The organism is Flavobacterium circumlabens (assembly GCF_004345565.1).
Classification (GTDB): domain Bacteria; phylum Bacteroidota; class Bacteroidia; order Flavobacteriales; family Flavobacteriaceae; genus Flavobacterium; species Flavobacterium circumlabens.
Genome location: NZ_SLWA01000005.1, coordinates 361197 through 387482, shown reverse-complemented (window position 1 = coordinate 387482; position 26286 = coordinate 361197). Strand labels below are relative to the sequence as shown.

The window sequence follows — 26286 nt, the reverse complement described above, 5'->3', positions numbered from 1 at the left end:
ACATGAAATTAAAAAATCTTTATTTAGGAATTATTGCATCTGCATTTTTATTTGCTTCTTGTAGTAGTAACGATGACACTCCCGAAATTGAAGTTCCGTTAGGTGCGTATGAAAATGGCATATTCATTTTAAATGAAGGGAATTTTGGAACTCCTAATGCTTCTGTTTCCTATGTTTCGAATGATTTGGCTACGTTTCAAAACGATATTTTCAAGCTTGTAAATACACCAACAGTTTTAGGTGATGTGGCTCAGTCTATGACTTTTAGCGGAGAGAAAGCTTTTATTGTGGTAAACAACTCCAATGAAGTTGAAGTGGTTAATCGTTATACTTTTAAAAGTCTGGCAACTATTACTACAAAATTAGAAAACCCGCGTTACAGTGTTGTTTTCAATGACAAACTATATGTAACCAATGCTATTTCTCAGGCTGTAACGATTTATGATGCTAAAACTTATGCTTATATAGCTTCAATTCCTGTAGGTAAAACAGCTGAGAGAATTGTGGTTGCCAATAATAAGCTTTACGTTATGAATGGTGCTTATGGTTCTGGAAATGAAGTAACCGTAATTAATCCTGCAACCAATACTGTCTTGACAACTATTACTGTTGAGCAAGGTATTAATTCTATCGAAGAAAAAAATGGAAGTGTATATGTATTGTGTGGAAATGATACAAAAAGCAAATTATTCAAAATTAACACAACTTCTGACACTGCAACATCTATAGAATCTACTGCTTTAAAAGGGGCAGCAAATATGGATATTGATGGAAGTAAAATTTATTACACTAAAGATGGTGGCGTATACGCAATGGACCTGACCGCTACAGCGTTTAGCACTACTCCCATTTTTACTACTTCGTATGTTCAATATTCTACTTTTTATGGATTTGGAGTTATTGACGGGAAAATTTATTCGGGTAATGCAAACGGATTTACACAAGACGGAATTGTTACGGTGTATTCTTCAACCGGAACTGTATTAAAAACCTTAACTGTTGGTATTGGGCCAAACGGTTTTTATTCCAATAACTAATTACTAACGAAAATACCCTTATAAAAATTATAAGGGTATTTTTTTAAACTAAGCTATTATGATACAAAAATTACTCTTTACTTTATTATTAGCCCCTGCGGTACTTACAGCACAATCGTATGCTCCGGCAGCGGGACAGACCGGAAGCACTGCAATAGCAAAAAGCAGTACTGTTTTTAAGAGTTGGGCAACCGGAATTAACGTGGTAAGAGGCCCTCAGGATATTGCAAATCCAACAGGTCCTTTGGCTTCGACCGGTGATCCCAGTGGTGCATTAGGCGGAACCAGTACAAGCGTTGTTTGTTTAGGTGACGGCGGAAGCGCAACGCTTACGTTTGCTACTCCAATTGTAAATGGTCCCGGATTTGATTTTGCCGTTTTCGAAAACGGATTTTCGGATACGTTCCTGGAATTGGCTTTTGTGGAAGTTAGCTCTAACGGAGTTAACTTTTTTAGATTTCCATCGCACAGTCAAACACAGACGACTAGTCAAATTGGTGGTTTTGGAGCTGTAGATTGCAGATATATCAACAACTTAGCCGGAAAATATCGTGTGAATTTCGGAACTCCGTTTGATTTATCCGACGTTCCTAATAATGCTTTACTAGATAAAAACAATATCACTCATGTAAGGGTAATCGACGTTATTGGAACTATTAATCCGTTGTATGCTTCTCACGACAGTTTAGGAAATATTATTAATGATCCCTACTCTACTCCTTATCCAACGGGCGGATTTGATTTGAATGCCGTTGGTGTAATCAATCAGAAAACGGTGTTGAGTGCTAAAAATTTCGATTTGACTTCTGTAACACTATATCCAAATCCGACTACTGACATTGTTTATTTAGATACAGATCAGCAAAGTAGTATTTTGATTTATGATATCGCAGGTACCGTTAGAAAAAAGCTTCCTGTTGCACAGTACAATGCCATTCAGGTTTCTGATTTGAGTCCTGGAATTTATTTGTTTGAAATAACAATTGATGAAAAGAAAACAACGAAAAGAATCGTTATAAGATAATTTTTATAGAATTAGTTTTTTGGATAATTTTATATTACTAAAAAAGGCTTTCATTTCTGAAAGCCTTTTTAATTTATTTTAGTGTTCTTAAAAGTCCTTCGGGAGCTTTATCAACATACATTTGGTTTCTGATACCATTCATGGCCTTGGCATCTATAAAAGTCCTAAGTGCTTTTCCTCTGTCCTGTTGTACTTTTTTGGCGGCAGTACCGGTAATATTTGCAATGGCTGTATTTAGTAAAGGTTCAGAAGGATCTCCCAAAACCCCTAAATTAGAAACATACTCCAATTGCTGAATCGTTGGCTTAAGCCCATCCGTATATTCTCCGAAACCGGCAGCATTAACAATTTTAAGAACCAAAGGCTGCATCGCATATTTGTGATTTGGATTCACTTTACTTTTGGTAAAGGTTTCAGAATCGTATAATGTAATAGACCCTACATTTTTTCCAATCGTATAATCACCAATCTGCACTACTGTCACATAAGGTGCCAATCCGTTGATAATTAATTCACTTGCAGATGCAGTACCACTTGTTGTCAGTATGTATACTTTACTTAAACGCAGACTGTTTAATGGTTTTCCTTCAATATTATCTACAAATCTGTTGTTTAAAGATTCCGCGTCCTCCGTTTCAAAATAGGCATTCACCTTAGCATTCCATTTTTCCTTGGCAAAAATCTGGTCTTTAAATTGTCCTGTAATCATACTGGCCAAACGTGTCGCAGTCTGAACTGATCCTCCGCCATTATATCTTAAATCCAGAACAAAATCGGTAATTCCCTGTCCGGCTAATTGTCCAAAAGCATCATTCAATTGTGTGTCATAATTGGCATAGAAACCATTATACATCATATAACCAATTTTATGGCTTCCGGAAACAATCACCTTGTTAATCAAAATCGGGTTTTCATCCAAAGTGGTCTTCACCAGTGAAACTGTTTTTCCATTCGTCTCTATGGTACTTCCGTTATACTGTGCTAAATTCAACGTATAACTTTCTGCTTCGAGAAGAAGCTGTTTGTAATTTGAAACGGTCAACTGAGTTCCATTTACTCCTGTAAAAAGATCTCCTCGTTTTATATTTTTTGTTGAAGCATCTGAATTAGGAATAATATAACGTACATAACCCACCAGATCTGTAGAGCTCCCCGGTTTATAACTCAATCTAAAATCTATTCCGTCGTTTTTGGTAGTCCCTTGAAGTTCCTGCTCTAAAACCGTATAATCGGAAACAATCCAACTGAAACGATCTATAGCTTCTCCTTTCGGAAATTTACTGCTCGGTTTATTTAATAAACTTTCAAATAAGTTTTCAGGTTCAGAATATCCCGATAAAAAAGAATTCAAAGCTTCCTGATTACTAAAGCGATCATCAGCTAAATTGGGAACATCAGCCTGCCACAAATAAAACTGATTCAACCCTTTCCAGATAAAATCATTTATTTGTAAATCTGCAGGAGAATCAACATCGTCCTGATCCTCACAAGATTGCAAAGAAAAAGCGAGTAAAAGTAATAACAATAAACTTCTTACTATTGTTTTCATAAAATGGTATTTATAACACTATTAACGTAAAAATAGTATCTTTAGTTTTAACTGTAATACATTATATGTCTTTTTTTTAATATTTTTTTAATATTTTTTTTGAAGTTGATTGTAACAAAAAGAATTGTGCCTCGTCTTCCTTATATACAAGCTAATAAATAACCTTGATTTATGAATCAGATTGTTTTTATAGAATTAATAAATCCTTTCAAAGACAAAGTTTTTCGTCTGGCAAAAAGATTGCTTACCAGTACGGAAGAAGCTGAAGACGCAACTCAGGAAGTAATTGTTAAATTATGGAATAAAAAAGAAAAACTGGAAGCCTACAATAGTGTTGAAGCACTGGCGATGACCATGACCAAAAATTATTGCCTGGATCAGTTAAAATCTAAAAGAGCAGGAAATCTGCAGATTGTACACAATAATTTTACAGACCGTCAGCCTCAGTTAGACAAAAAACTGGAAGATGCGGACAGTTTAGAATGGGTGGAGAAAATTATAAGCCAACTGCCCGAACAATTACAAATATTAATTCAGTTACGCGATGTTGAACAATATGAATTTGATGAAATTGCGAAAATTGTCAATATGAATGAAACGGCTATCCGGGTAGCCCTTTCGAGAGCGAGAAAAAAAATTAGAGAATCAATGCTTAATACACACCGTTATGGAATTAAATAAAATAGAAAATATACTAGAAAAATACTTTCAGGGAGAAACAACTGTTGCCGAAGAGAACGAATTAAAAGAATATTTCTCTTCACCGGATGTTGCGCAGCATCTGGAGCAGTACAAACCAATGTTTGGTTATTTCTCTCAGGTAAAAGAACAAAAATCAACGCAGGAAATACCACTACAAACTAAAAAACGAAATGTGGCGTGGTTATCGATTGCAGCCTCCTTTGTTGTTTTACTGGGAATTGGAACCTATTTTTTTGTGATCGAAAAAAATGCAGCTCCGGTTGTAGCGCAATCAGAATTAGGAACCTACGACAATCCTGAAGAAGCCATGGCGGCAACGCAAAAAGCTTTATCCTTATTGTCAAGCAATGTAAATGTAGGTATCGGAAGTGTACAATACATTAAGGAATACGAACAATCAAAAAACAAAATTTTCAAACAATAATTAAAATTCAATAAAATGAAAAATTTCATCATAACACTAGTTTTCACCTTCGTTACCACTATTTTTTACGGACAGGGCGCTTTTGACAAATTTGACGGTCAGGACGATGTAACATCCGTAATTGTAAACAAAAAAATGTTCGATTTAATGAGCAAAGTAAAAGTGGATGCTACTGATAAAGAAACACAACAATACATTAAACTGATTAAAAAGCTAGACTATTTAAAAGTGTTCACCACTAAAAATCCAAAAGTCGAAGCCGAAATGAAAGCTTCTGCCGATAAATACATTAAAACAGCAGGCTTAGAAGAACTAATGCGCGTAAATGATAGCGGTAAAAACATTAAAATTTTAGTGAAATCAGGTGCCAGCGACACACAGGTAAAAGAATTGCTGATGTTTATTGATGGCGCTAAAAACGAAGAATCGGTTTTATTATCACTTACCGGTAATTTTGACTTAAACGAAATCTCAGTACTAACAGACAAAATGCAGCTTCCGGGCGGTTCTGACTTAAAAAAAGCCTCTAAAGGCAAAAAATAAGATGAAAATAAGCGTTTTTACCTCAGCCCTTTTAGCTTTATTAACTTTGATAAGTTGTGAATCTAAACCTTCATTGCAAAAATATTTTGTAGAAAATACGGACAACAAAAATTTTATTGCCCTTGATGTCTCCCCTTCTATTTTAAATTTAGATAAAGCAAAATTATCTGCAGCACAAACCGAAGCTTTAAACTCTTTTGACAAGATGAACATTCTTGCCTTCAAAGCAAATGCAACAAACACGACAGCGTTTGAAACGGAAAGGGCTAAAGTAAAAGCAATCTTAAAAGATCCGAAATATCAGGAATTAATGAAGTTTGGCTCTGGTAAAGAAGGCGCATCGATAAGTTATGTCGGCACCGATGAAAACATTGAAGAATTTGTGGTTTTCGTCAACAGAAAAGAAAACGGATTTGCCGTAGTACGCGTGTTGGGAAAAGACATGAATCCGAATAACATCATGACTTTAATGAGTGTTTTAAAACAATCCAAAATCGACATGGAACAATTAAAACCATTACAACAGTTCATTAAATAACAATCTTACTTTTAAGCAAAAAGCCTCTATTAGGAGGCTTTTTTTATTTCCGGGATTTAAACAGATTATTCGTCATAATTCTTTTAAATTAATTTTGAGGTGAACTTAATTTAGTTACATTTGAAAAAAAATAAATAACTTGAAAAAAATATTTAAAATTCTTTTAAAAGTAATTTTGGTCTTTACAGGATTTCTTTTGTTCTACGTTATAATGGCTTTTTCACTTTCAAAAATTACAATTGCCAAAGAAGAAAACACAAAACCTGAAGTTGAAATTTTTATTCTCACCAATGGCGTTCACACCGATATTGTAATGCCTGTCAAAAACGATCAGATCGACTGGAGCAAACAAATTCAATATAAAAACACCAAAGCTGCAGACTCTACTTATAAATACATCGCTATGGGATGGGGCGACAAAGGTTTTTACTTAGAAACTCCCGAATGGTCCGATTTAAAAGCTTCTGTTGCTTTTAAAGCCGCAACAGGCTTAAGTACTACTGCCATTCATGCAACTTATTACAAACAAATGAGATTAGGAGAGGACTGCAAATCAATGATGATTAGCAAAGAACAATACGATCGTCTCATAAATTACATTAACAATAGTTTCCAAAAAGATGCTTCCGGCAATTATCTGCCTATAAAAACGGATGCCAATTACAGCAAAACCGATGCCTTTTATGAAGCTAACGGAAGTTATAGTATGCTGCACACCTGCAATACCTGGGCCAACAGCGGATTAAAAGCATGTGGCCAGAAGTCCTGCTTCTGGACGGCTACAGATTCCGGAATTTTTTCGAAATACAAATAAAATTAATATAAACATGACACAACAAAAAACATCGAATGCCTTTATAGCGGCATCCTGGGTAGCTCTTGGAGCCGGAACAGTAGGATTTATAGTAGGACTTGCCAGAGCCGAAATGTTATTAAATGAGAAAGGATATTACTTTACCGTTTTAATGTTTGGCCTTTTTGCCGTAGTTTCATTGCAAAAAAGTGTAAGGGACCGATTGGAAAACTTACCTGTGACTGACATTTATTACGGTATTTGCTGGTTCGGAACTCTTTTATCAATTGTTCTTTTAGTTGTCGGACTTTGGAATGCTACTATTTTACCAAGCGAAAAAGGCTTCTATGCTTTTGCTTTTTTATTAGCACTCTTTGGTGCTATTTCAGTTCAAAAAAATACAAGAGACAATATGTCAATCTCTAATGAATAATATTTAAAAAACTATTAATTAAACCAACTTCCAGATTAACCACAAAAAAGGCTCCATTTTCATGGAGCCTTTTTTATATCAGGATTTGAGATTATTTACTCAAATACATTTTTCTTCTCGAGTACAATTCGTAGAATTGGTCGTCTTTTAAGTCATCAATAAACAAAATACTTTCTCCTGTCGATTTCATTTCCGGCCCTAATGCTTTGTTTACATTATGGAATTTACTGAAGGAGAAAACCGGTTGTTTGATCGCGTATCCTTTTAATTGCGGGTTGAAATCAAAGTCAGTCACTTTATTATATCCTAACATTACTTTAGTAGCGTAGTTCACATAAGGCTCTCCGTATGCTTTTGCAATAAACGGAACCGTTCTCGAAGCTCTTGGATTGGCCTCAATAATATAAACCGTATCGTCTTTTATCGCAAACTGAATGTTGATTAAACCCACCGTTTTCAGCGCTCTGGCAATTTTTACCGTATGATCTTTTATCTGCTGCATCACAAATTCTCCTAAATTAAAAGGAGGCAAAGTAGCATTACTGTCTCCGGAGTGTACACCGCAAGGTTCGATATGCTCCATAATTCCAATGATGTAAACATTTCCATCAGCATCACAAATGGCATCTGCTTCCGCTTCGATTGCTCCTGCCAAATAATGATCTAAAAGCAGTTTATTTCCAGGAATCGTTTTCAACAAGTTGATCACGTGTTCTTCCAGTTCTTTTTTGTTGATTACAATTTTCATTCCCTGACCTCCTAATACATAAGAAGGACGAATCAATAAAGGAAAGTCCAAAGTATCTGCTAAAGCAGAAGCTTCGTCAGCTGTTTCAGCAATTCCGAATTGTGGAAAAGGAATATGCAGTTCTCTTAATAAATCAGAGAAACGACCTCTGTCTTCCGCTAAATCCAGTGCATCAAAACTGGTTCCGATGATTTTCACTCCATATTTAGATAATTTTTCAGCCAGTTTTAATGCCGTCTGTCCACCAAGCTGCACGATTACACCTTCCGGTTTTTCATGCTGAATGATGTCGTAGATGTGTTCCCAGAAAACCGGTTCGAAATATAATTTATCCGCTGTATCAAAATCAGTCGAAACCGTTTCAGGATTACAGTTGATCATGATGGTTTCGTAACCGCATTCTTTTGCTGCCAATACACCGTGAACGCAAGAATAATCAAATTCAATTCCCTGCCCGATTCTGTTTGGTCCCGAACCTAAAACAATGATTTTCTTTTTGTCTGTTACCACACTTTCGTTATCCACATAACGCTCGCCGTTTGCTTTTTCGATTTCAGCCTCAAAAGTAGAATAGTAATAAGGTGTTTTTGCTTTAAATTCGGCAGCACAAGTATCTACTAATTTAAAAACACGGTTTACATTCATATCCATACGTAAAGTATGCACTTCGCTTTCCAGGCAATTGACCATGTGAGCAATCTGTCTGTCGGCAAAACCTTTTTGTTTCGCTTCAAGCAACAGCTCTTTTGGCAGGTTAGAAACTTTATAGTTAGAAATTTCTTTTTCTAAAGTATAAAGTTCTTCATATTGTTTCAGGAACCACATATCGATTTTTGTGATTTCATGAATACGGCTCAACGGAATTCCCATTGCAATGGCATCATAAATGACAAAAACACGATCCCAACTTGCAAAAGTCAGTTTCTCGATAATCTGTTCGTAGTTTTTATATCCTTTTCCGTCGGCACCTAAACCGTTACGTTTAATTTCTAATGATTGGGTTGCTTTGTGTAAAGCCTCCTGGAACGAGCGTCCGATTCCCATAACCTCACCAACAGATTTCATCTGAAGTCCTAAAGTTCTGTCAGCACCTTCGAATTTATCAAAGTTCCAACGTGGGATTTTTACGATTACATAATCCAGGGTTGGTTCAAAAAGAGCCGAAGTAGATTTTGTAATCTGATTTTGCAATTCATCTAAATTGTATCCTAAAGCCAGTTTAGAAGCAATTTTAGCAATCGGATAACCCGTTGCTTTAGAAGCCAATGCAGAAGAACGGGATACACGCGGATTGATTTCAATCGCAACAATATCTTCTTTTTCATCCGGTGAAACTGCAAATTGTACGTTACAGCCTCCTGCGAAATTTCCGATACTGCGCATCATTAAAATGGCATAATCACGTAATTTCTGGAATGTCGTATCAGATAAGGTCATCGCAGGCGCCACTGTGATTGAATCTCCGGTATGAATTCCCATTGGATCCATATTTTCGATCGAACAAATGATTACTACGTTATCATTTTTATCTCTCAAAAGTTCCAATTCGTATTCTTTCCACCCCATCAAAGCTTTGTCAATCAAAACTTCATGTATAGGGGAAGCTTCAAGTCCGCGGGTTAAAAGCTCATCAAAATCTTCTTTTTTGTAAACAATTGCTGCTCCTGTTCCTCCAAGCGTAAACGAAGGACGAATTACTAATGGAAAACCAAATTCCTGAGCAATTTCTTTTCCTTCTAAGTAGGAAGTAGCTGTTTTTGCAGGTGCGGTTGGTACATTAATTCTTTCTAAAAGCTGTTTAAACTGCTCTCTGTCTTCGGTAATATTAATTGCGTTTACATCAACCCCAATTAATTTTACTCCGAAATCCTGCCAAATTCCTTTTTCTTCCGCTTCCAGACATAAATTCAAAGCCGTTTGTCCTCCCATTGTAGGCAAAACTGCATCAATTTGCGGATGTTCCTTCAGAATTTCAATAATCGATTTTGTAGTTAATGGTTTCAAATATACATGATCGGCCATGGTTGGGTCGGTCATAATAGTCGCTGGATTTGAGTTTATCAAGATAACTTCAATTCCTTCTTCACGAATAGAACGTGCAGATTGAGAACCTGCATAATCAAATTCGCAAGCTTGACCAATAACAATAGGTCCTGAACCTATTATTAAAACTGATTTTATTGATGTGTCTTTAGGCATTTTATTTGTATTGTGTAGTTATATAAAGTACTTTAAAAAACATTCGTAGTCTATTCTAAACTAGAACGTTGCAATATTTTTACCGACAAGGTATAAAAAAAGGCGATACTAAAAAAAGTAACGCCTTATTTATGTTTATACAAACATTATTTTTTGTGTCTAGGTTCGCTAGAAACAGTCAATTTATGTCTTCCTTTTGCTCTTCTGCGCGCTAGAACTTTTCTTCCATTCGCAGAAGCCATTCTGTCCATAAATCCGTGCTTATTTCTTCTTTTTCTTTTCGATGGTTGAAACGTTCTTTTGCTCATTGCTTTGTATCTTTAAAATGGTATCTAATATCTCTTTTCTGTTTTCGAATATCGTTATTCTAAAACCGAGTGCAAATATACAAAGACTTTTTTTTCTGGCAAGTACTTTAATAAAAATATTTTTAATTCATTTTACTATATTTGCAATCACAAATATACATCTATTATGTTTCACAAAAATATTAAACTTATTTTGGCCGGACTTCTTGTAGTCGCTGGCATTTGGCAATTTACAGAAAGCAATATCGGTAATGGAATTTTCCTTATTTTACTAACTGCAATCCCAATTTTTCTTTACTTTAAAAATGAATTTATCCTTTTAGCCTTCCTTAAATTAAGAAAACAAGACTTTGAAGGCGCTAAAAAATGGCTGGCATACATTAAAAATCCTGAAGCTGCGTTAGTGAGAAAACAACAGGGATACTTTAATTACCTGCACGGAATCATGTTGTCTCAAACCAATATCAACCAGGCAGAGAAACATTTCAAGAAAGCAATCGAACTTGGATTATCTATGGATATGGATTTAGCTGTCGCCAAACTAAACCTTGCCGGAGTTGCCATGTCACGCAGAAGAAAACTGGAAGCTACCAATTTACTAAATGAAGCTAAGAAATTAGACAAACAAGGTATGCTGAAAGAACAAATTACAATGATGAAAGATCAGATGAAGAAAATCTAACGATTTTTTGAATCCCAATATTAGAAATCCCAAATTCAAATTGTGAATTTGGGATTTTTTATTTTAGATTTCTGAGTTTAGATTTTTGGGATTTGGAATTTAAACGATTGCAATTTACATTTTTCAAGTATTGGAATTTGGAATTTAAAAAATTGGAATTTTACCCCCCCTTATTCTTCCAATATTATAGAAGGCAGATTCTCATTAAGCCATTTGTATTTATTGATAATCATAACATGAGTCCCTCCTTTTACCACAATGCAACTTTTGATATATTTAATCGGAAAAACATCATCCTGATCTCCGTGAATATGAATTACATTTTCATCGACCTGATTTCTGTCCCATAGAATAACAGTCTCCACCGCCCATTGCAAATAATAAAGATCCCGGACAGACAGAAATTTTTCGTATAACTTGATACGCTTGTTTATTTTTTCTCCAAACGAAAACTTTGCCAGCTTTTCTACATTCAACAGCAATTGCATCGGAATCAGCTTATACGCTTTTGTAGTTTTTCCGATTTTCATTCTTCTCGGAAACTCAAGATTACTTCTGACACTTGAGATAATAATCACTTTTCTGGCCTCAATATGTTTTGCCATTTCCTGAACCAGAATACCGCCAAAAGAAACTCCGATTAAAACCGGATTCGGATGTTTGATGTTTTTGGCAATTCGGAGTGCATAATCAGATAAAGGTTCTTTTGGAAGCGGAATTTCCCACTCCAATAAACACATTTCAAAAATGGATTCATCTAAGTGAATATTTTCAAAAATGGATGAACCTGCAGCCAGTCCTGGCATAAAATAAACCGGAATTTTACTCATTGAATGAAAAGAAATTACAATTACAAATCTTGTTAGAAAGTTTAAAGTTACTTTTTTTACTATTTCAAGCAAATTTCAGACCGTAATATTACAAGAAAAATAAAAAATGGAACCACAAAGTAATGGTCAACATAACCCTCTCCAACAAAAAATAATTCAATATTGAAAATCAATTGATTACCTTTGTATTTGAAATAAAATACGATTAAAAATCTTATACAGAATTTTCTTTCATACTTGTTTCAAGCCTCAAACCTATTTTTTTAACAGGACCTAAAACACAAATTTGTTATGGAACAAACAATTGAATCTATGGAAATCAAAGACAATACTTTCGCAAGACAATTTGAAACCATAGTACCGGAAGGAATGCTAACTGTTGAATATTCATTTCAGGAAAAGAAAATTTTCTTAACCAAAATCAATACCCCGGAAGGTTATGAAAATCAGGCCGTAATTGATGCACTACTTAAAAACATCATGGAAGTCATTATCGAAAAGAAATTCAAACTGATGCCTATTTCTCCAAAAATCGCCTTATTCATTAAAAAAAATCCAAAATACAAAGAATTGCTTCCTCCTGGAATCAGGATTTAGTTTTAAAAATAGCCAATAACCCGGAGCCAGGCTCCACCGATCGTCATATAAATGAAGAGCATGAACACTCCGGTTACGAGGCCTTTTATCCACCAGTCTTTCAGATCAACATACCCGCTCCCGAAGAATACCGGAGCCGGGCCGTGACCATAGTGCGTTAAAGTTCCGTAAAGCGATCCTATAAAACCAAGCATAAAAGCCAGCAGTAATCCCGGAATTCCGAGTGAAATTCCAACACCAAGCAAGGCTGCATACATGGCGGCCACGTGTGCTGTTGCGCTAGCAAAAAGATAGTGACTGAAGAAATACACCAATACAATAATCGGAAAAGCCATCTGCCAGCTTAATCCTCCTATTTCTGCTTTTACCAGATTACTAAACCAGCCAATAAATCCTAATTCGTTAAGTGAACTGGCCATCATTACCAAAACGGAGAACCAGACAATCGTATCCCATGCTCCTTTTTCGGCTTTTACATCTTCCCAGGTTAAAACCGAAGTTAAAAGCAAAATAACCAAACCTATAAAAGCGGTAGTAGTGGCATCGATAGAAAACAAATCACCAGTCATCCAGAGAAACAACAAAATAAAGAAAGTTAGCAGCATCATCCATTCGTTACGGGTAATCGGCCCCATTTCTTTTAGTTTTTGAGTCGCAATCTGAGGAGCATCTCCCGTTTTTTTAAGTTCCGGCGGATATATTTTATACAATACCAAAGGAATTACAAAAAACGCCACCAAACCCGGGACAATTGCTGCAACAGCCCATGAAATCCAAGTAATTTTTATTCCCAGATTGAATGCGAATTTCTGACACATCGGATTACTTGCTGTTCCTGTCAAAAACATAGAAGAAGCAATCAGATTCATATTATAACTGCTCAACGTGAGAAAGGCTCCTAATTTTCGGTGTGTTTCCGGCTGATCGGGCATCGAACCAAAACTCATTGACATTGATTTCATGATCGGATAAATAATTCCTCCACCTCTCGCCGTATTACTCGGTACAGCCGGAGCCAGAACTAAATCAGCCAGTCCTAAACCATACGCCAGTCCGAGCGAACTTTTTCCGAATATTTTTATGAATAGAAAAGCAATTCTGTTTCCCAGACCTGTTTTAATAAATCCCCTTGCGATAAAAAACGAAATCCCAATTAGCCAGATTACTTTATCTCCAAAACCTTTCAATGCTAATGTTATCGATTTTCCGGCATCACCGGGCGCTAAAACCTGCGAAAAAGCAGTCAGTGCAATTGCAACCATACACATAGTTCCCATTGGAGCAGCCTTGAGTATAATCCCAACAATCGTAGCGACAAAAATGGCAAACAGATGCCAGGCTTCGATCACAACACCTTCCGGTGCCGGAATGAACCAGATTGCAATTCCAATTGCAAGTGTAATTAGGACTTGAGGTATCTTTACTTCTTTCATAAACCTGGTATTTAATTATATTAAAGTCGAAGCTGCAACTGAATCAGGAACAATTCATCATTGTATGTTGACGTATTCGGAATACTTTTATCAAATCTGTCAATTTCAAGCCCCATCTCAATCCGGCCTAAATACGCTTTTCCAAATTCAAGACTAATCATCGGTATGCAGGTCTGACGAACATTGGGAGCAATTTTATAACTTGGATCAAAAGATTCATAGCGGCATGAAAACTCCAGAGAGGATAACTTTCCGTAATTTACGGTATATCTCAAATTAGGCATGATATAGTAACCACGCATTTGATAATCTGCAACATCTGAAGTCCTGGTCTCTACTGGCAGTGAAAAATATAAGTTGTGGTTTGTTCCTTGTTTGTATTCCATCTGCAGATCAAAAGTTAACTTATCGGTAAGTTTAAAATCACTGGTAATATCTGCTCCTAAAGCAAAAACATCCTTTTTGAAAACTTTTCCAATTCCTCCGTTTAAGCCTAAATTAATTTTATACGCTTTGGAAAGTCCGAAAACCCATCGCGTCGAATACTGTTTTCCGTTATCTTTATCTTTCTCCTGATTCTTTCCATTTCCGTTTAAAACTGAAACGGCGTAACTAACGGGTAGTTTTCCAACATCTACCGATCCGGTTGCCGAAGCTCCGATCTGAAAACTGGTCCAGCCATTTTTACCAAATTCATAATACTGATTGGAAAAATCAAAAGATTTAATAATGTCAACGGGAACAAGTTCCTCTATACCAAAGGCAGGACGAAACTGACCTCCGGTTAAAGCGAGATATTTACTAAAAGTATATTTTGCATAGGCATTTTCAAGTACTTTAGTTTTTGGATCGGATTTAAAATCGGCTAAATTCACCAAAATAACGACTTCGGTTTCTTTGCTGAGCTTTGTATTAAGGCCAACGCGCATTCTTTTTATATCAAAAGAACTTCGTGTCACCTCTTCACCCGTAGCATGATGAACTCCCATAACATCAACATTATCTCCAAAAGAAGATAGATACCGGGCCTGAAAAAGTCCTTTGAATTGAAACTGCGGATATTTCACGGCTTCTTCAGCCTCTGCTGTTGCCTGATTGACATCAACCTGGGCATTCATGAAAAGTGGCATTATAAAAAGGATAAAAACAATTCTGTTTATCAATGAATTACTCATAAACTTCCTAAATAAAAAATTAGATTTTTACTGCCTGGTTTAAAATCAGGATTTGGATCCCGAAACATACGTCGGTTTGTATTCCATTCAAAAGCATTCTCCTAAAGTAAGGAAAATAAATAAGCTATTGTAAAAAAAATTGCATTAAAATTATGTTAGAAAAGCATGAAGCAAAAAAAAGCGCAGGAATTAACTGCGCTTTTTACTTATCTAGTGTCGAAAAATTACTTTTCGATCTCTCTCATAGAATCCATTTTTTTATGTGCCAAGAAACCGGCAACATCTTCAAAATGTTCTTTCACTCGTTTATTTCCAAATTCGAAAACTTTAGTCGCTAGTCCGTCAAGGAAATCACGATCGTGAGAAACCAGGATTAGCGTTCCGTCAAAATCACGTAAAGCATCCTTGATGATGTCTTTTGTTTTCATATCCAGGTGATTCGAAGGCTCATCCAGAATCAGCAGGTTTACAGGTTCCAACAACAATTTAATCATTGCCAGACGTGTTTTTTCACCACCTGAAAGTACTTTTACTTTTTTGGTAATATCATCACCATGAAACATAAATGCCCCTAGAATATTTTTAATCTGTGTTCTGACGTCACCAACGGCAATACCATCAATCGTTTCGAAAATAGTTGCATTTTCATCTAATAAGGCAGCCTGATTCTGAGCGAAATATCCAATTTGCGAATTATGTCCAATTTCGACACTTCCTTCATCAATACCAATCTCTTTCATGATGGCTTTAATCATAGTCGATTTTCCTTCTCCGTTTTTACCGACAAAAGCAACTTTCTGACCTCTTTCGATCACAATATTGGCATCTTTAAAAACGACATGATCGCCATATGATTTTGATAAATCTTTTACCACAACAGGATATTGGCCCGAACGCGCCGCAGGAGGAAATTTTAATTTCAAGGCAGAAGTATCTACTTCATCAACCTGAACAATTACCAATTTTTCCAACATCTTAACGCGGGACTGAACGGCATCTGTTTTAGAGAATGTTCCTTTAAAACGGTCAATAAAAGTTCTGTTATCAGCAATCATTCTCTGTTGCTCGTCATATGCTTTTTGCTGGTGAATACGACGGTCTTTTCTCAATTCTAAATAATGAGAATATTTCGCTTTGTAATCGTAAATCCTTCCCATTGTAACTTCAATCGTACGATTGGTAATATTATCTACGAATGCCCTGTCGTGCGAAATGACTACAACTGCCTTGGCAGCATTCAAAAGAAAATCTTCTAACCATTGGATACTTTCAATATCCATGTGGTTGGTTGGCTCATCCAATAAAATTAAATCCGGTTTTTGCAAAAGGATTTTAGCCAGTTCAATACGCATTCTCCATCCTCCTGAAAATTCAGAAGTCTGACGTGTAAAATCTTCACGCTCAAATCCTAAACCAACTAATATTTTCTCTACTTCAGCTTCGTAATTTACTTCTTCAATAGCATAGAATTTCTCGCTTAAATCAGAAACTCTTTCGATAAGCTTCATATACTGATCACTTTCGTAATCGGTACGAACGGTTAATTGTTCGTTGATTTCATCGATTTCAGCTTTCATACTAAAAATTTCACCAAAAGCTTTCGATGCTTCTTCCATTACAGTTGCTCCGTCTGTCGTTAGCAAATGCTGCGGCAGATAAGCGATAACAGCTTCTTTTGGAGCTGAGATATTTCCGGTAGAAGGTTTACTCTGCCCTGCAATTATTTTTAAAAGTGTCGATTTTCCCGCACCATTCTTACCCATAAGGGCAATTTTATCATTTTCGTTTATAGCAAAAGAGACATCGCTAAAAAGAGTAGTTCCACCAAACTGAACTGAAATATCGTTAACTGTAATCATTTAGATTTTTAGATTTTTAGACTGCTTAGATTTTTAGATCTTTCAGCACGTATTTTTTGAAAGCGCAAAGATAGATTAATTAGATAATCTGCCAATTAGATAATTAGATAATTTTGAGCATGTGCTAATTGCATACTTTTAAAAATATCATAACAAACAAAGCCCGACAGGTTTTTAAAAACTTGTCGGGTTTATTGCAATTAGATAATCTGCCAATTTGAAAATTAGATAATTTTGAGAATGTGTTAATTGGAGACTTTTAAAAATGGTATAACAAATAAACCCGACAGGTTTTAAAAACCTGTCGGGTTGCTGAAAAATTATCTAATTGACTAATTATCTAATTATCTTAATCTTTTCTCCACTTTTTTGTTTCCTCAAAAATGTGCTCTAAGATGGCTGATTCTGTTTCATCAAATTCGATGTTTCTTCTGCCCATAACCAGTTTAGCGGTTTCAAAAGCTTTTTTGGTCACGTAAGTCGTAAATCCTGATGCACCTCCCCATGAAAAACTCGGAACAAAATTGCGCGGGAATCCACTGCCGAAAATATTGGCACTTACACCCACAACAGTTCCGGTGTTAAACATGGTATTGATTCCGCATTTACTGTGGTCTCCCATCATCAAACCACAAAACTGAAGTCCGGTTTTTGCAAAACCTTCTGTTTCATAGCTCCACAATTTCACTTCTTCGTAGTTGTTTTTCAGGTTTGAATTGTTGGAATCTGCTCCAATGTTGCACCATTCCCCTAAAACAGAGTCTCCTAAAAATCCGTCATGCCCTTTATTTGAATTTGCAAAAAGAACTGAATTTTTAACCTCTCCTCCTATTCTGGATCCAACACCAACTGTTGTGGCACCGTAAATTTTAGCATTCAGTTTTACCTGCGCATTTTCGCATAAGGCAAACGGACCGCGAATTACTGTACCTTCCATAATCTCCGAATTCTTACCTATATATATAGGACCGCCCGAAGCATTTAAAGTAACAAACTCTAATTTTGCCCCTTCTTCTATAAATATATTTTCAGGTGCAATGGTATTGACGCTTTTTGGAATTGGCTGTGATTTTCTGTCTGCTGTCAGGTAAATAAAATCCTGACGAATGGCGGCATCGTTTTTAGAAAAAATATCCCACGTATGTTCAACTGTCAAACAATCGTCATTATATTGAATAATCTCGTACGAATCGAAATCAACTTCTTCCTGATTTTCTGTTGTAAAAAAAGCGATTACATCTTCTCCTTTAAAAATGGCCTGATTTTCCTTTAGATCAGAAACCATTTCAGCGAGCGTATCATTTGGTAAATATGCTGCATTGATCATCACATTTTCTTCCATTTCCACCATTGGAAACTTAGCAGATAAATAATCTTCGGTAATAGTTGTGATAGTGGAACCTAAACGTGTTTCCCATTTTTGACGAATCGTCATAATCCCGATTAAAATATCAGCAACTGGTCTCGTAAAAGTAAAAGGGAGCAAAGCATTCCGGACGGGACCGTCAAATAGAATGTAATTCATAAAATTAATTAATATTTGTTAAAATTTTGAGTTGGTTACCTGGTTCAAAGTTACAAATATTTTATGAGTTTCATTAAACGTGTATAAGACCAAATCAATTTTCGATCAGAAAATTCCATAAAAAAAAGCCTTCCAAATTGGAAGGCTTTTATATTTAAAGAAAAACAGCTTTTATTATTTAGCGTGTTTTGCATATTTAGTTTTGAATTTATCAATACGTCCTGCAGTATCGATAAGTTTAGATTTACCAGTATAAAAAGGGTGAGATGTTCTTGAAATCTCCATTTTTACAACTGGATACTCAACTCCGTCAACTTCAATTGTTTCTTTTGTATCTGCAGTAGATTTAGTGATAAAAACATCTTCATTAGACATGTCTTTAAATGCAACTAATCTGTAATTTTCCGGGTGGATTCCTTTTTTCATCTTTTCTTTTATTTATTGTTTAGAGGATTTTCGTTTTGAAGCTTTTTCATGGTTAGAAAAAGGTGTAAACAAACAATACTCTTTTTTGTTTAAAAATTTAATTATTTTTGAGTGTGCAAATTTACATTTATTTTTTAATAAACAAATGTTTTAGTCAATATTTTTAATAAGGACTTCATTTGTGTCAATATTTCTAATATATATCTGACTTTTGCTTTTGTATATATGGTAATTGCTATATTTGTGGATTAATTTTAAAACATATAGAAATATGATTAATGAAGTTATAAAAAAAAATGGGATTACTTATGGTGTAATGATCGGAATTGCATCAGCATTAGTTACTGCTACTATATATGCTATTGATTTAAATTTATTCACTTCATGGTGGATGGGACTTTTAGGGATTGCCATAAGCCTTACGCTTTCTATCATTTTACTTTCTAAAACAAAGAGAGAATTAAAGGGTGTTTTTCCTTTTAAAGAAGCCTTTACCACTTATTTCATTGCTGCTGTAATTGGAATACTGATTTCTACTTTTTTTAATATTATCCTTTTTAATGTTATTGATCCGGCTGCAAAAGACACTTTAAGTGAATTAATGATCAAATACACCGTGGGAATGATGCAAAAATTCGGAACACCGGCATCTGCTATTAATGAAACTATTGCCAAGATGAAATTAAGCAATCCTTATTCTACTATAGAATTACTAAAAGGATCTGTTTTCGCGATAGTGATCAGCTCCATTTTCGGATTGATTTTCGCAGCATTTTTTAAAAGCAAAAATACACAAGAATAAAAAATAAATGAATTTATCTATACTTATACCGCTTCTTAATGAAGAGGAATCACTACAAGAACTCTACTCCTGGATTATTAAAGTGATGCAATCTAACAATTACTCTTATGAAATCATTTTTGTAGATGATGGAAGTACGGATGATTCTTGGAATATTATTGAAAATTTTTCGAATGAAAACCCAAATGTAAAGGGAATTCGTTTCATGAAAAATTTTGGAAAATCACAAGCTTTACACGCTGGTTTTGCAAAAGCAAAAGGGGATGTGATTATTACTATGGATGCGGATCTACAGGACAGTCCTGATGAGATTCCGGGTTTATATGAAATGATTACAGCCGAAAAATTCGACCTGGTTTCAGGCTGGAAAAAGAAGCGTTATGATTCTGTTGTAGCTAAAAATCTTCCTTCCAAGTTATTTAACTGGGCAGCAAGAAAAACTTCCGGTGTTGAACTGAATGATTTCAACTGCGGATTGAAAGCATACAAAAATACCGTTGTAAAAAACATAGAAGTTTCGGGCGAAATGCACCGCTACATTCCGGTTTTGGCAAAAAATGCCGGTTTTAATAAAATTGGTGAAAAAATTGTCATCCACCAGGCCCGTAAATACGGAGAGACAAAATTTGGAATGGAACGGTTTATAAACGGTTTTCTGGATTTGATTACCATCTGGTTTTTATCCCGATTCGGAAAAAGACCGATGCACCTATTTGGAGCAATGGGTTCACTGATGTTTATTATTGGTTTTTTCCTGGCCGGGTATATTGGAATTTCTAAATTATACCATATGTATAACGGAATGCAATATAACCTCGTGACTAATAATCCGTGGTTTTTTATTGCCTTAACGACAATGATTCTGGGCACTCAATTATTTTTGGCAGGTTTTCTTGGTGAAATTATCCTGAGAACAAAAAGTAACGAAGCACGTTATAAAGTTGCCCGAGAGGTTAACTTTTAACGTAAAGCCCTAGCCCTGATAGAAGGGAAAATCCTTTTTTATTGTTTTTTCTACAATAAAAAAGATTGGAATGATAGCAGGAAATAGCTCCTGAAATTTATTATTAAATATAAAAATACACGAATGATGAATATAGCACCTAATATTTTGAATGCTGTAAACGAATGGCTGACGCCTACATTTGATACCGAAACACAAGCAGCCGTTAAAGAATTAATGACTACAGCTCCAAAGGAACTTGAGGAAAGTTTTTATAAAAACCTGGAATTTGGTACTGGCGGAATGCGTGGCGTTATGGGTGTTGGAAACAACCGTATTAACAAATATACACTTGGAAAAAACACGCAGGGTCTTTCGGATTACATGCATCAGGTTTTTCCGAATCAGCCTTTAAAAGTAGCGATTGCTTATGATTGTCGTCACAACAGTAATACACTGGCTAAGGTTGTTGCCGATGTTTTCTCTGCAAACGGAATTCAGGTCTATTTATTTTCAGATTTACGACCAACTCCTGAATTGTCATTTGCTCTTAAATATTTAGGCTGTCAATGCGGAATCGTACTTACGGCTTCACATAATCCGCCGGAATACAACGGATACAAAGTGTACTGGGAAGACGGGGGACAAATTGTTCCGCCACAAGATGGTGAAATTATTACTACAATCGAAAACCTGAGTTACGATAAAATTAAATTTCAGGCCAACGAAAAACTGATTCAGTATATTGATACCGAAATTGACAAGGCATTCGTAAAATCATCAATCGAAAATGCGAGTTTTAATACGTCTGCTGAAGCAAAAGATAACCTGCATATTGTTTTCACCTCTTTGCACGGAACTTCTATAAAATCTATTCCCGATACTTTATCTCAGGCTGGCTATAATAATGTACATATTGTTCCCGAACAAGCTGTTCCGGACGGAAATTTCCCTACGGTAAAATCTCCAAACCCGGAAGAACCGGAAGCCTTGACAATGGCTTTGGCTCTGGCTGAAAAAACCAATTCAGACATTGTAGTGGGAACTGATCCTGACTGTGACCGTTTAGGTGTTGCAGTACGAAATAATGAAGGCAAAATGATTTTGCTTAACGGAAATCAGACCATGGTTTTGATGACTTCTTTCTTATTGAAACAATGGAAAAAAGCCGGAAAAATTAATGGAAAACAATTCGTTGGGTCTACAATCGTTTCTACTCCGATGATGATGGAATTAGCCACAAGCTATGGCGTAGAATGCAAAGTTGGCCTTACCGGTTTTAAATGGATTGCCAAAATGATCAAAGACTTCCCGGAACTTCAATTTATTGGAGGTGGTGAAGAAAGCTTTGGTTTTATGGTTGGTGATGCCGTAAGGGATAAAGATGCCGTTGCCGCTACCTTATTGATCTGTGAAGTTGCTGCTCAGGCAAAAGCTGCCGGAAGCTCTGTTTACAAAGAACTTTTACAGCTTTATGTTGAAAATGGTTTCTACAAGGAATTTTTGGTATCCTTAACCAAAAAAGGAATGGAAGGTCTGGAAGAAATCAATCAGATGATGATTAATTTACGTGAAAATCCATTAAAAGAAATTAGTGGCCAGCGTGTAATTATGGTGGAAGATTATCAGTCATCGATTGCCCTTAATCTTTTATCAGGTGAAGAAACGGTGATGGATATTCCTAAATCGAATGTATTGATTTATTATACCGAAGACGGTTCTAAAATCTGCGCAAGACCAAGCGGAACAGAGCCAAAAATCAAATTCTACATCAGTGTAAACGCTGAATTAGAATCGGTAAATGATTTCGATGCAGCAGAAAGTTTCTTAGACGAAAAAATACAAAATATCATTGCAGGAATGCAATTGAAATAATAAATAATGAGTGATAAACCGGAAGCAAATGATCATCCTGAACTATTAAATTCCATTGTAGGATTAATAGATCAGACCCGACATTTTGTGGCCAAAACGGTAAATCAGGAATTAACGCTTTTGTATTGGAAAATAGGAAAAACGATCAATGAGGAAATCCTAAAAAATGATCGGGCTGATTATGGAAAGAAACTTATAAAAAATTTAAGTGAAGATCTATTCAATAGATACGGAAGCGGTTTTAACAAAAGAAACCTGCACAGTTTCATCAAATTAAACTCTATAATTCCAGACATTACAATTGTGCACACAGTGTGTGCACAATTGAGTTGGTCTCATATTAGAACTTTAATTTATATTGAGAATAATATAAAACGTGAATTCTATGTTCAAATGAGTATCCATGAAAGATGGAGCGTAAGAACTTTACAAGAACGTATTGACAGCATGCTTTTTGAAAGAACTGCGATCAGCAAAAAGCCCGAAGAAACCATAATTAATGATCTCGAGTTATTAAAAACCGAAAAACAAATTAGTCCTGATTTAATTTTTCGGGATCCTTATTTTTTAGATTTCTTAGGTCTTCATGACAGTTATTCTGAGAAGGATCTGGAAAGCTCTATTTTAGCCCAATTACAAAATTTCATTACTGAAATAGGTAGCGAATTTGCTTTTCTTGCGCGTCAAAAAAGAATTACAATTGATGACGAAGATTTTTACATCGATTTACTTTTTTATCATCGCGGCCTTAGAAGATTGGTTGCTATTGACTTAAAATTAGGAAAGTTTAAAGCCGGATACAAAGGCCAAATGGAGCTTTATTTACGTTGGTTAGAGAAAAACGAACAAAAAGAAGGTGAAAATAAACCAATTGGATTAATTTTGTGCAGTGAAAAATCTCCTGAGCAAATAAATTATTTAATGCTTGACAATGACGAACAGATCAAAGTCTCTGCTTATTTAACCCAATTACCAGAAAAAAAATTATTGCTAGAAAAACTGGAAAAAGCCATTGCTATAGCACAAAACAATATTTATAAATAAATGAGTAATTTTAAAAAAATAGTTCCTTTTATATATCCATATAAAAAATACGCATTGCTAAACATCTTTTTCAATGTTTTGTACGCACTATTCAGCACACTTTCGTTTGTTGCCTTAATCCCGATGCTTCAGGTTTTATTTGACAAAAGCAAGCAAATTACAGTAAAACCAGTGTATCACGGCATTCTGAAAATTCAGCAATACGGTGAAGACTATTTAAGCTATTACATTACAACAACAAAAGGTACTCATGAATCCGGTTACGTTTTATCTATAATGGTTACTATTATCATTTCGATTTTCTTATTAAAAAACCTCGCCGATTATTTAGCCATGTTTTTTATTACTTTTTTACGAAATGGCGTTCTAAGGGACATGCGAAATGCAATGTATAAGAAAACACTGGAACTTCCTTTGGCTTTTTACTCTGAAAAAAGAAAAGGAGACGTTATTTCGAGAATTTCAGCTGATGTAAACGAGGTACAAAACTCCTTTTTAGCCATTCTTGAACTTATTGTAAAAGAGCCTCTAACTATTATTTTCACAATAACCACAATGCTGATTATCAGCCCTAAACTAACCTTATTTGTTTTTATTTTTATTCCGGTTTCAGGTTATATTATTTCATTAATAGGGAAACAGCTTAAAAAACAATCCACCAAAGCACAACAGGAACAAGGTACTTTTTTATCGACCATAGAAGAAACTATTGGAGGTCTGAAAGTAGTAAAAGGATATAATTCTGAAAATTACTTCAACAGTGTTTTTCAAAATTCAACAGAACGTTTTTTTAGTTTATCAAACAGCATTGGTAATCGCCAAAACTTAGCTTCTCCCGCAAGTGAATTTATGGGAATTACCGTAATCGCTATCCTGCTTTGGTATGGAGGGCAAATGGTTTTGATTGACAAAACATTACAAAGTGCCTCCTTTATAGCATACATGGGACTGGCATATAACATCCTAACCCCTGCAAAAGCGATTTCTAAAGCTTCATACGGTGTAAAAAGAGGAAATGCCGCTGCAGAACGCGTACTGGAAATTTTAGACCAGGACAACCCCATTACAAGCAAAGTTGATGCTGTCGAAAAAACAACCTTTGACAACAATATAACGGTTCAGAATATTAACTTTAAATATGAAGACGAAACGGTATTAAAAGATTTTTCCCTTCAGATTAAAAAAGGACAAACTGTAGCCCTGGTAGGACAATCCGGAAGTGGAAAAAGTACCATTGCCAATTTATTAACCCGCTTTTATGATGTAAATGACGGATCGATTTCTATTGACGGAATCAACATCAAAGACATGAATTTACAGTCGCTTCGAAGCTTGATGGGATTGGTAACTCAGGACAGCATCTTATTTAATGATACGATAAAAGCGAACATCTCATTAGGAAAATTAGACGCCACTGATGATGAAATTATCGAAGCGCTAAAAATCGCTAATGCATATGAGTTTGTAAAAGACCTTCCTTTGGGAATCTACACCAATATCGGAGACAGTGGAAACAAACTTTCCGGAGGCCAAAAACAACGTCTATCGATTGCCCGTGCGGTATTGAAAAATCCTCCGATTATGATTTTGGATGAAGCGACATCAGCATTGGATACGGAAAGCGAAAAATTTGTACAGGTGGCACTTGAAAACATGATGCAAAACCGAACTTCGATTGTAATTGCACACCGCCTTTCTACTATTCAAAAAGCAGATGTGATCGTGGTCATGCAAAAAGGAAAAATCGTAGAACAAGGAACGCATGATGAATTAATTGCACATAACGGAACTTACAATAAACTGGTAACGATGCAATCTTTTGAATCTTAAAGATTTTTTGCCACAGCTTATAAGATTAACACTGATGTAAATCATTCTAATCTGTGTAAGCTGTGGCAGATTTTTTTTAGTAAATCTATAAATCTACAATCATGTATCTCAACAATCCAAACATAAAGCTGCCTGAAGATCCGGATACCATTGTTTGGAAATACTTAGACTTATCTAAGTTTCTGGATTTGCTGCTTTCTAAAAAGTTGTTCATGTCCCGTTCTGACAAATTTGAAGATCAGTACGAAGGAACTTTTAGCGAGCCTACCTTTGAAGAGATCAAAAAACTGGCAGTCGACAATCCTGACTTCTTAAATTATTACAAAACACACCGCGAAAAAGTAGCGATAAGCAGCTGGCATATCAACGAATACGAATCGTTTGCCATGTGGCAGATATTTACTCAAAACAGTGAAGGTTTAGCCATTCAGTCTACCATTGGCAGACTGCAAAGTGCCTTAAATCCCGAGAATAATTTTGATCAGTATATTGGAGAAGTAAATTATATCGACTACAAAAAAGAATACATTCCGTTTGACGACTTGTTCTTTCCGTTTTTGTTTAAAAGAAAAAGCTTTCAGTACGAGCGCGAAGTCCGTATCATCACGGACACTTCAAAAAGTAATATAAAACTGAATGACGGTTTAAAAATCAATGTTAATATCAATCAGTTAATTGAAAAAATATACATTCATCCAAAGTCAGAAAACTGGTATAAAAAGCTCGTGATTGAACTGGTAGAACGTCTGGGTTTTGGAATTGAAATAGAAAAATCAGATTTGGAAAGTGATATTTTGATTTAGGTTTTTTTTTAAAAAGTTGCTAAGGAACTGAGATGCTAAGGTGCTGAGTTTTTTTTTAAAAAAAAGCATAAAATTATTTTCAATTTTAAATAACAAAAGCCAGTTAAAAATAATTTTCAACTGGCTTTTATGTACAAAGATTTAAAAAATCTTAGGATCTTAGA

General features: G+C 35.4%; 25 protein-coding genes. 16 read left to right on the top strand and 9 right to left on the bottom strand.

Translation table 11 applies throughout. From position 1 onward, the window contains the following. Positions 1-2: 2 nt before the first annotated feature. Together EV142_RS14615 and EV142_RS14610 are read left to right on the top strand one after the other, a co-directional pair. Positions 3-1037 (top strand): DUF5074 domain-containing protein, encoded by a 1035-nt coding sequence (locus EV142_RS14615; RefSeq protein WP_132036587.1) that lies wholly within the window; start codon positions 3-5, stop codon positions 1035-1037. 58 nt (positions 1038-1095) lie between these two features. Beyond that, the gene (locus EV142_RS14610; protein ID WP_132036586.1) at positions 1096-2061 is read left to right on the top strand and encodes a T9SS type A sorting domain-containing protein; all 966 of its coding nucleotides are present in this window, start codon (positions 1096-1098) and stop codon (positions 2059-2061) included. A gap of 73 nt (positions 2062-2134) precedes the next feature. Here EV142_RS14610 and EV142_RS14605 read toward each other — a convergent pair whose 3' ends face one another. Then, entirely contained in the window at positions 2135-3610 is a 1476-nt protein-coding gene (locus EV142_RS14605; protein WP_132036585.1) for a S41 family peptidase, read from the bottom strand. Between the two features lie 171 nt (positions 3611-3781). Here EV142_RS14605 and EV142_RS14600 point away from each other — a divergent pair, with 171 nt between their 5' ends. The 6 genes from EV142_RS14600 to yiaA all read left to right on the top strand — a co-directional run bounded on the left by EV142_RS14600 (position 3782) and on the right by yiaA (position 7043). Further along, complete coding sequence (locus EV142_RS14600; protein ID WP_132036584.1) at positions 3782-4291, top strand: RNA polymerase sigma factor; 510 nt, start codon at positions 3782-3784, stop codon at positions 4289-4291. Further along, positions 4278-4736 (top strand): hypothetical protein, encoded by a 459-nt coding sequence (locus tag EV142_RS14595; protein WP_132036583.1) that lies wholly within the window; start codon positions 4278-4280, stop codon positions 4734-4736. Before EV142_RS14600 ends, EV142_RS14595 begins: the two co-directional genes overlap by 14 nt. A gap of 15 nt (positions 4737-4751) precedes the next feature. Continuing rightward, positions 4752-5279, top strand: a complete 528-nt coding sequence (locus EV142_RS14590) for a DUF4252 domain-containing protein (RefSeq protein WP_132036582.1) — start codon at positions 4752-4754, stop codon at positions 5277-5279. A 1-nt stretch (position 5280) separates the two neighbouring features. Further along, positions 5281-5817, top strand: coding sequence for a DUF4252 domain-containing protein (locus EV142_RS14585; protein WP_132036581.1), 537 nt, complete (start codon positions 5281-5283; stop codon positions 5815-5817). Positions 5818-5956: 139 nt separating this feature from the next. Next, a complete protein-coding gene (locus EV142_RS14580; protein ID WP_132036580.1) occupies positions 5957-6631 on the top strand; it encodes a TIGR02117 family protein in 675 nt (224 codons plus the stop codon). Between the two features lie 13 nt (positions 6632-6644). Continuing rightward, complete coding sequence (yiaA, locus tag EV142_RS14575) at positions 6645-7043, top strand: inner membrane protein YiaA (protein WP_127339826.1); 399 nt, start codon at positions 6645-6647, stop codon at positions 7041-7043. Positions 7044-7134: 91 nt separating this feature from the next. Here the strand turns inward: yiaA and carB are convergent, their stop codons facing one another. Then, a complete protein-coding gene (gene carB / locus EV142_RS14570) occupies positions 7135-9990 on the bottom strand; it encodes a carbamoyl-phosphate synthase large subunit (RefSeq protein WP_132036579.1) in 2856 nt (951 codons plus the stop codon). A gap of 146 nt (positions 9991-10136) precedes the next feature. Next, positions 10137-10298 carry a 50S ribosomal protein L34 gene (gene rpmH, locus EV142_RS14565; RefSeq protein WP_008464848.1) on the bottom strand — a complete coding sequence of 54 codons (162 nt, stop codon included), beginning with the start codon at positions 10296-10298 and terminating at the stop codon, positions 10137-10139. 166 nt (positions 10299-10464) lie between these two features. On the opposite strand from rpmH, the gene EV142_RS14560 reads away from it, so the two are divergent. Beyond that, complete coding sequence (locus EV142_RS14560; protein WP_035682014.1) at positions 10465-10980, top strand: hypothetical protein; 516 nt, start codon at positions 10465-10467, stop codon at positions 10978-10980. A 170-nt stretch (positions 10981-11150) separates the two neighbouring features. On the opposite strand, the gene EV142_RS14555 is transcribed toward EV142_RS14560, so the two are convergent. Beyond that, positions 11151-11810: an alpha/beta hydrolase gene (locus EV142_RS14555; protein ID WP_132036578.1), complete on the bottom strand. Its 660-nt coding sequence runs from the start codon at positions 11808-11810 to the stop codon at positions 11151-11153. A 312-nt stretch (positions 11811-12122) separates the two neighbouring features. Between EV142_RS14555 and EV142_RS14550 the strand changes: the two genes are divergently transcribed. Further along, positions 12123-12407: a GNAT family N-acetyltransferase gene (locus EV142_RS14550; RefSeq protein WP_132036633.1), complete on the top strand. Its 285-nt coding sequence runs from the start codon at positions 12123-12125 to the stop codon at positions 12405-12407. A gap of 2 nt (positions 12408-12409) precedes the next feature. Here the strand turns inward: EV142_RS14550 and EV142_RS14545 are convergent, their stop codons facing one another. The 5 genes from EV142_RS14545 to EV142_RS14525 form a co-directional block, all read right to left on the bottom strand. Further along, on the bottom strand, positions 12410-13840 hold the full coding sequence (locus EV142_RS14545; protein ID WP_132036577.1) for an anion permease: 1431 nt from the start codon (positions 13838-13840) through the stop codon (positions 12410-12412). A 20-nt stretch (positions 13841-13860) separates the two neighbouring features. Next, positions 13861-15015 (bottom strand): porin, encoded by a 1155-nt coding sequence (locus tag EV142_RS14540; protein WP_132036576.1) that lies wholly within the window; start codon positions 15013-15015, stop codon positions 13861-13863. A gap of 224 nt (positions 15016-15239) precedes the next feature. After that, a complete protein-coding gene (locus EV142_RS14535) occupies positions 15240-16874 on the bottom strand; it encodes an ABC-F family ATP-binding cassette domain-containing protein (protein ID WP_132036575.1) in 1635 nt (544 codons plus the stop codon). A gap of 349 nt (positions 16875-17223) precedes the next feature. Next, on the bottom strand, positions 17224-18399 hold the full coding sequence (locus tag EV142_RS14530) for a GlmU family protein (protein WP_132036574.1): 1176 nt from the start codon (positions 18397-18399) through the stop codon (positions 17224-17226). Between the two features lie 174 nt (positions 18400-18573). Next, complete coding sequence (locus tag EV142_RS14525) at positions 18574-18825, bottom strand: type B 50S ribosomal protein L31 (RefSeq protein ID WP_127339835.1); 252 nt, start codon at positions 18823-18825, stop codon at positions 18574-18576. Between the two features lie 271 nt (positions 18826-19096). Between EV142_RS14525 and EV142_RS14520 the strand changes: the two genes are divergently transcribed. The 6 genes from EV142_RS14520 to EV142_RS14495 all read left to right on the top strand — a co-directional run bounded on the left by EV142_RS14520 (position 19097) and on the right by EV142_RS14495 (position 26122). Continuing rightward, positions 19097-19627 carry a DUF4199 domain-containing protein gene (locus EV142_RS14520; RefSeq protein ID WP_132036573.1) on the top strand — a complete coding sequence of 177 codons (531 nt, stop codon included), beginning with the start codon at positions 19097-19099 and terminating at the stop codon, positions 19625-19627. A 7-nt stretch (positions 19628-19634) separates the two neighbouring features. After that, on the top strand, positions 19635-20591 hold the full coding sequence (locus EV142_RS14515) for a glycosyltransferase family 2 protein (protein WP_132036572.1): 957 nt from the start codon (positions 19635-19637) through the stop codon (positions 20589-20591). Between the two features lie 126 nt (positions 20592-20717). Then, positions 20718-22445: a phospho-sugar mutase gene (locus tag EV142_RS14510; RefSeq protein ID WP_132036632.1), complete on the top strand. Its 1728-nt coding sequence runs from the start codon at positions 20718-20720 to the stop codon at positions 22443-22445. 6 nt (positions 22446-22451) lie between these two features. Next, positions 22452-23489, top strand: coding sequence for a PDDEXK nuclease domain-containing protein (locus EV142_RS14505; RefSeq protein ID WP_132036571.1), 1038 nt, complete (start codon positions 22452-22454; stop codon positions 23487-23489). Further along, entirely contained in the window at positions 23490-25319 is a 1830-nt protein-coding gene (locus EV142_RS14500) for an ABC transporter ATP-binding protein (RefSeq protein WP_132036570.1), read from the top strand. Between the two features lie 101 nt (positions 25320-25420). Next, positions 25421-26122, top strand: a complete 702-nt coding sequence (locus tag EV142_RS14495) for a hypothetical protein (protein WP_132036569.1) — start codon at positions 25421-25423, stop codon at positions 26120-26122. Positions 26123-26286: the final 164 nt, after the last annotated feature.

Coding starts and splice junctions, on each gene's coding strand:
- EV142_RS14615 (WP_132036587.1), top strand. CDS start 3: ATGAAATTAAAAAATCTTTATTTAGGAATTATTGCATCTGCATTTTTA.
- EV142_RS14610 (WP_132036586.1), top strand. CDS start 1,096: ATGATACAAAAATTACTCTTTACTTTATTATTAGCCCCTGCGGTACTT.
- EV142_RS14605 (WP_132036585.1), bottom strand. CDS start 3,610: ATGAAAACAATAGTAAGAAGTTTATTGTTATTACTTTTACTCGCTTTT.
- EV142_RS14600 (WP_132036584.1), top strand. CDS start 3,782: ATGAATCAGATTGTTTTTATAGAATTAATAAATCCTTTCAAAGACAAA.
- EV142_RS14595 (WP_132036583.1), top strand. CDS start 4,278: ATGGAATTAAATAAAATAGAAAATATACTAGAAAAATACTTTCAGGGA.
- EV142_RS14590 (WP_132036582.1), top strand. CDS start 4,752: ATGAAAAATTTCATCATAACACTAGTTTTCACCTTCGTTACCACTATT.
- EV142_RS14585 (WP_132036581.1), top strand. CDS start 5,281: ATGAAAATAAGCGTTTTTACCTCAGCCCTTTTAGCTTTATTAACTTTG.
- yiaA (WP_127339826.1), top strand. CDS start 6,645: ATGACACAACAAAAAACATCGAATGCCTTTATAGCGGCATCCTGGGTA.
- carB (WP_132036579.1), bottom strand. CDS start 9,990: ATGCCTAAAGACACATCAATAAAATCAGTTTTAATAATAGGTTCAGGA.
- rpmH (WP_008464848.1), bottom strand. CDS start 10,298: ATGAGCAAAAGAACGTTTCAACCATCGAAAAGAAAAAGAAGAAATAAG.
- EV142_RS14560 (WP_035682014.1), top strand. CDS start 10,465: ATGTTTCACAAAAATATTAAACTTATTTTGGCCGGACTTCTTGTAGTC.
- EV142_RS14555 (WP_132036578.1), bottom strand. CDS start 11,810: ATGAGTAAAATTCCGGTTTATTTTATGCCAGGACTGGCTGCAGGTTCA.
- EV142_RS14550 (WP_132036633.1), top strand. CDS start 12,123: ATGGAAATCAAAGACAATACTTTCGCAAGACAATTTGAAACCATAGTA.
- EV142_RS14545 (WP_132036577.1), bottom strand. CDS start 13,840: ATGAAAGAAGTAAAGATACCTCAAGTCCTAATTACACTTGCAATTGGA.
- EV142_RS14540 (WP_132036576.1), bottom strand. CDS start 15,015: ATGAGTAATTCATTGATAAACAGAATTGTTTTTATCCTTTTTATAATG.
- EV142_RS14535 (WP_132036575.1), bottom strand. CDS start 16,874: ATGATTACAGTTAACGATATTTCAGTTCAGTTTGGTGGAACTACTCTT.
- EV142_RS14530 (WP_132036574.1), bottom strand. CDS start 18,399: ATGAATTACATTCTATTTGACGGTCCCGTCCGGAATGCTTTGCTCCCT.
- EV142_RS14525 (WP_127339835.1), bottom strand. CDS start 18,825: ATGAAAAAAGGAATCCACCCGGAAAATTACAGATTAGTTGCATTTAAA.
- EV142_RS14520 (WP_132036573.1), top strand. CDS start 19,097: ATGATTAATGAAGTTATAAAAAAAAATGGGATTACTTATGGTGTAATG.
- EV142_RS14515 (WP_132036572.1), top strand. CDS start 19,635: ATGAATTTATCTATACTTATACCGCTTCTTAATGAAGAGGAATCACTA.
- EV142_RS14510 (WP_132036632.1), top strand. CDS start 20,718: ATGAATATAGCACCTAATATTTTGAATGCTGTAAACGAATGGCTGACG.
- EV142_RS14505 (WP_132036571.1), top strand. CDS start 22,452: ATGAGTGATAAACCGGAAGCAAATGATCATCCTGAACTATTAAATTCC.
- EV142_RS14500 (WP_132036570.1), top strand. CDS start 23,490: ATGAGTAATTTTAAAAAAATAGTTCCTTTTATATATCCATATAAAAAA.
- EV142_RS14495 (WP_132036569.1), top strand. CDS start 25,421: ATGTATCTCAACAATCCAAACATAAAGCTGCCTGAAGATCCGGATACC.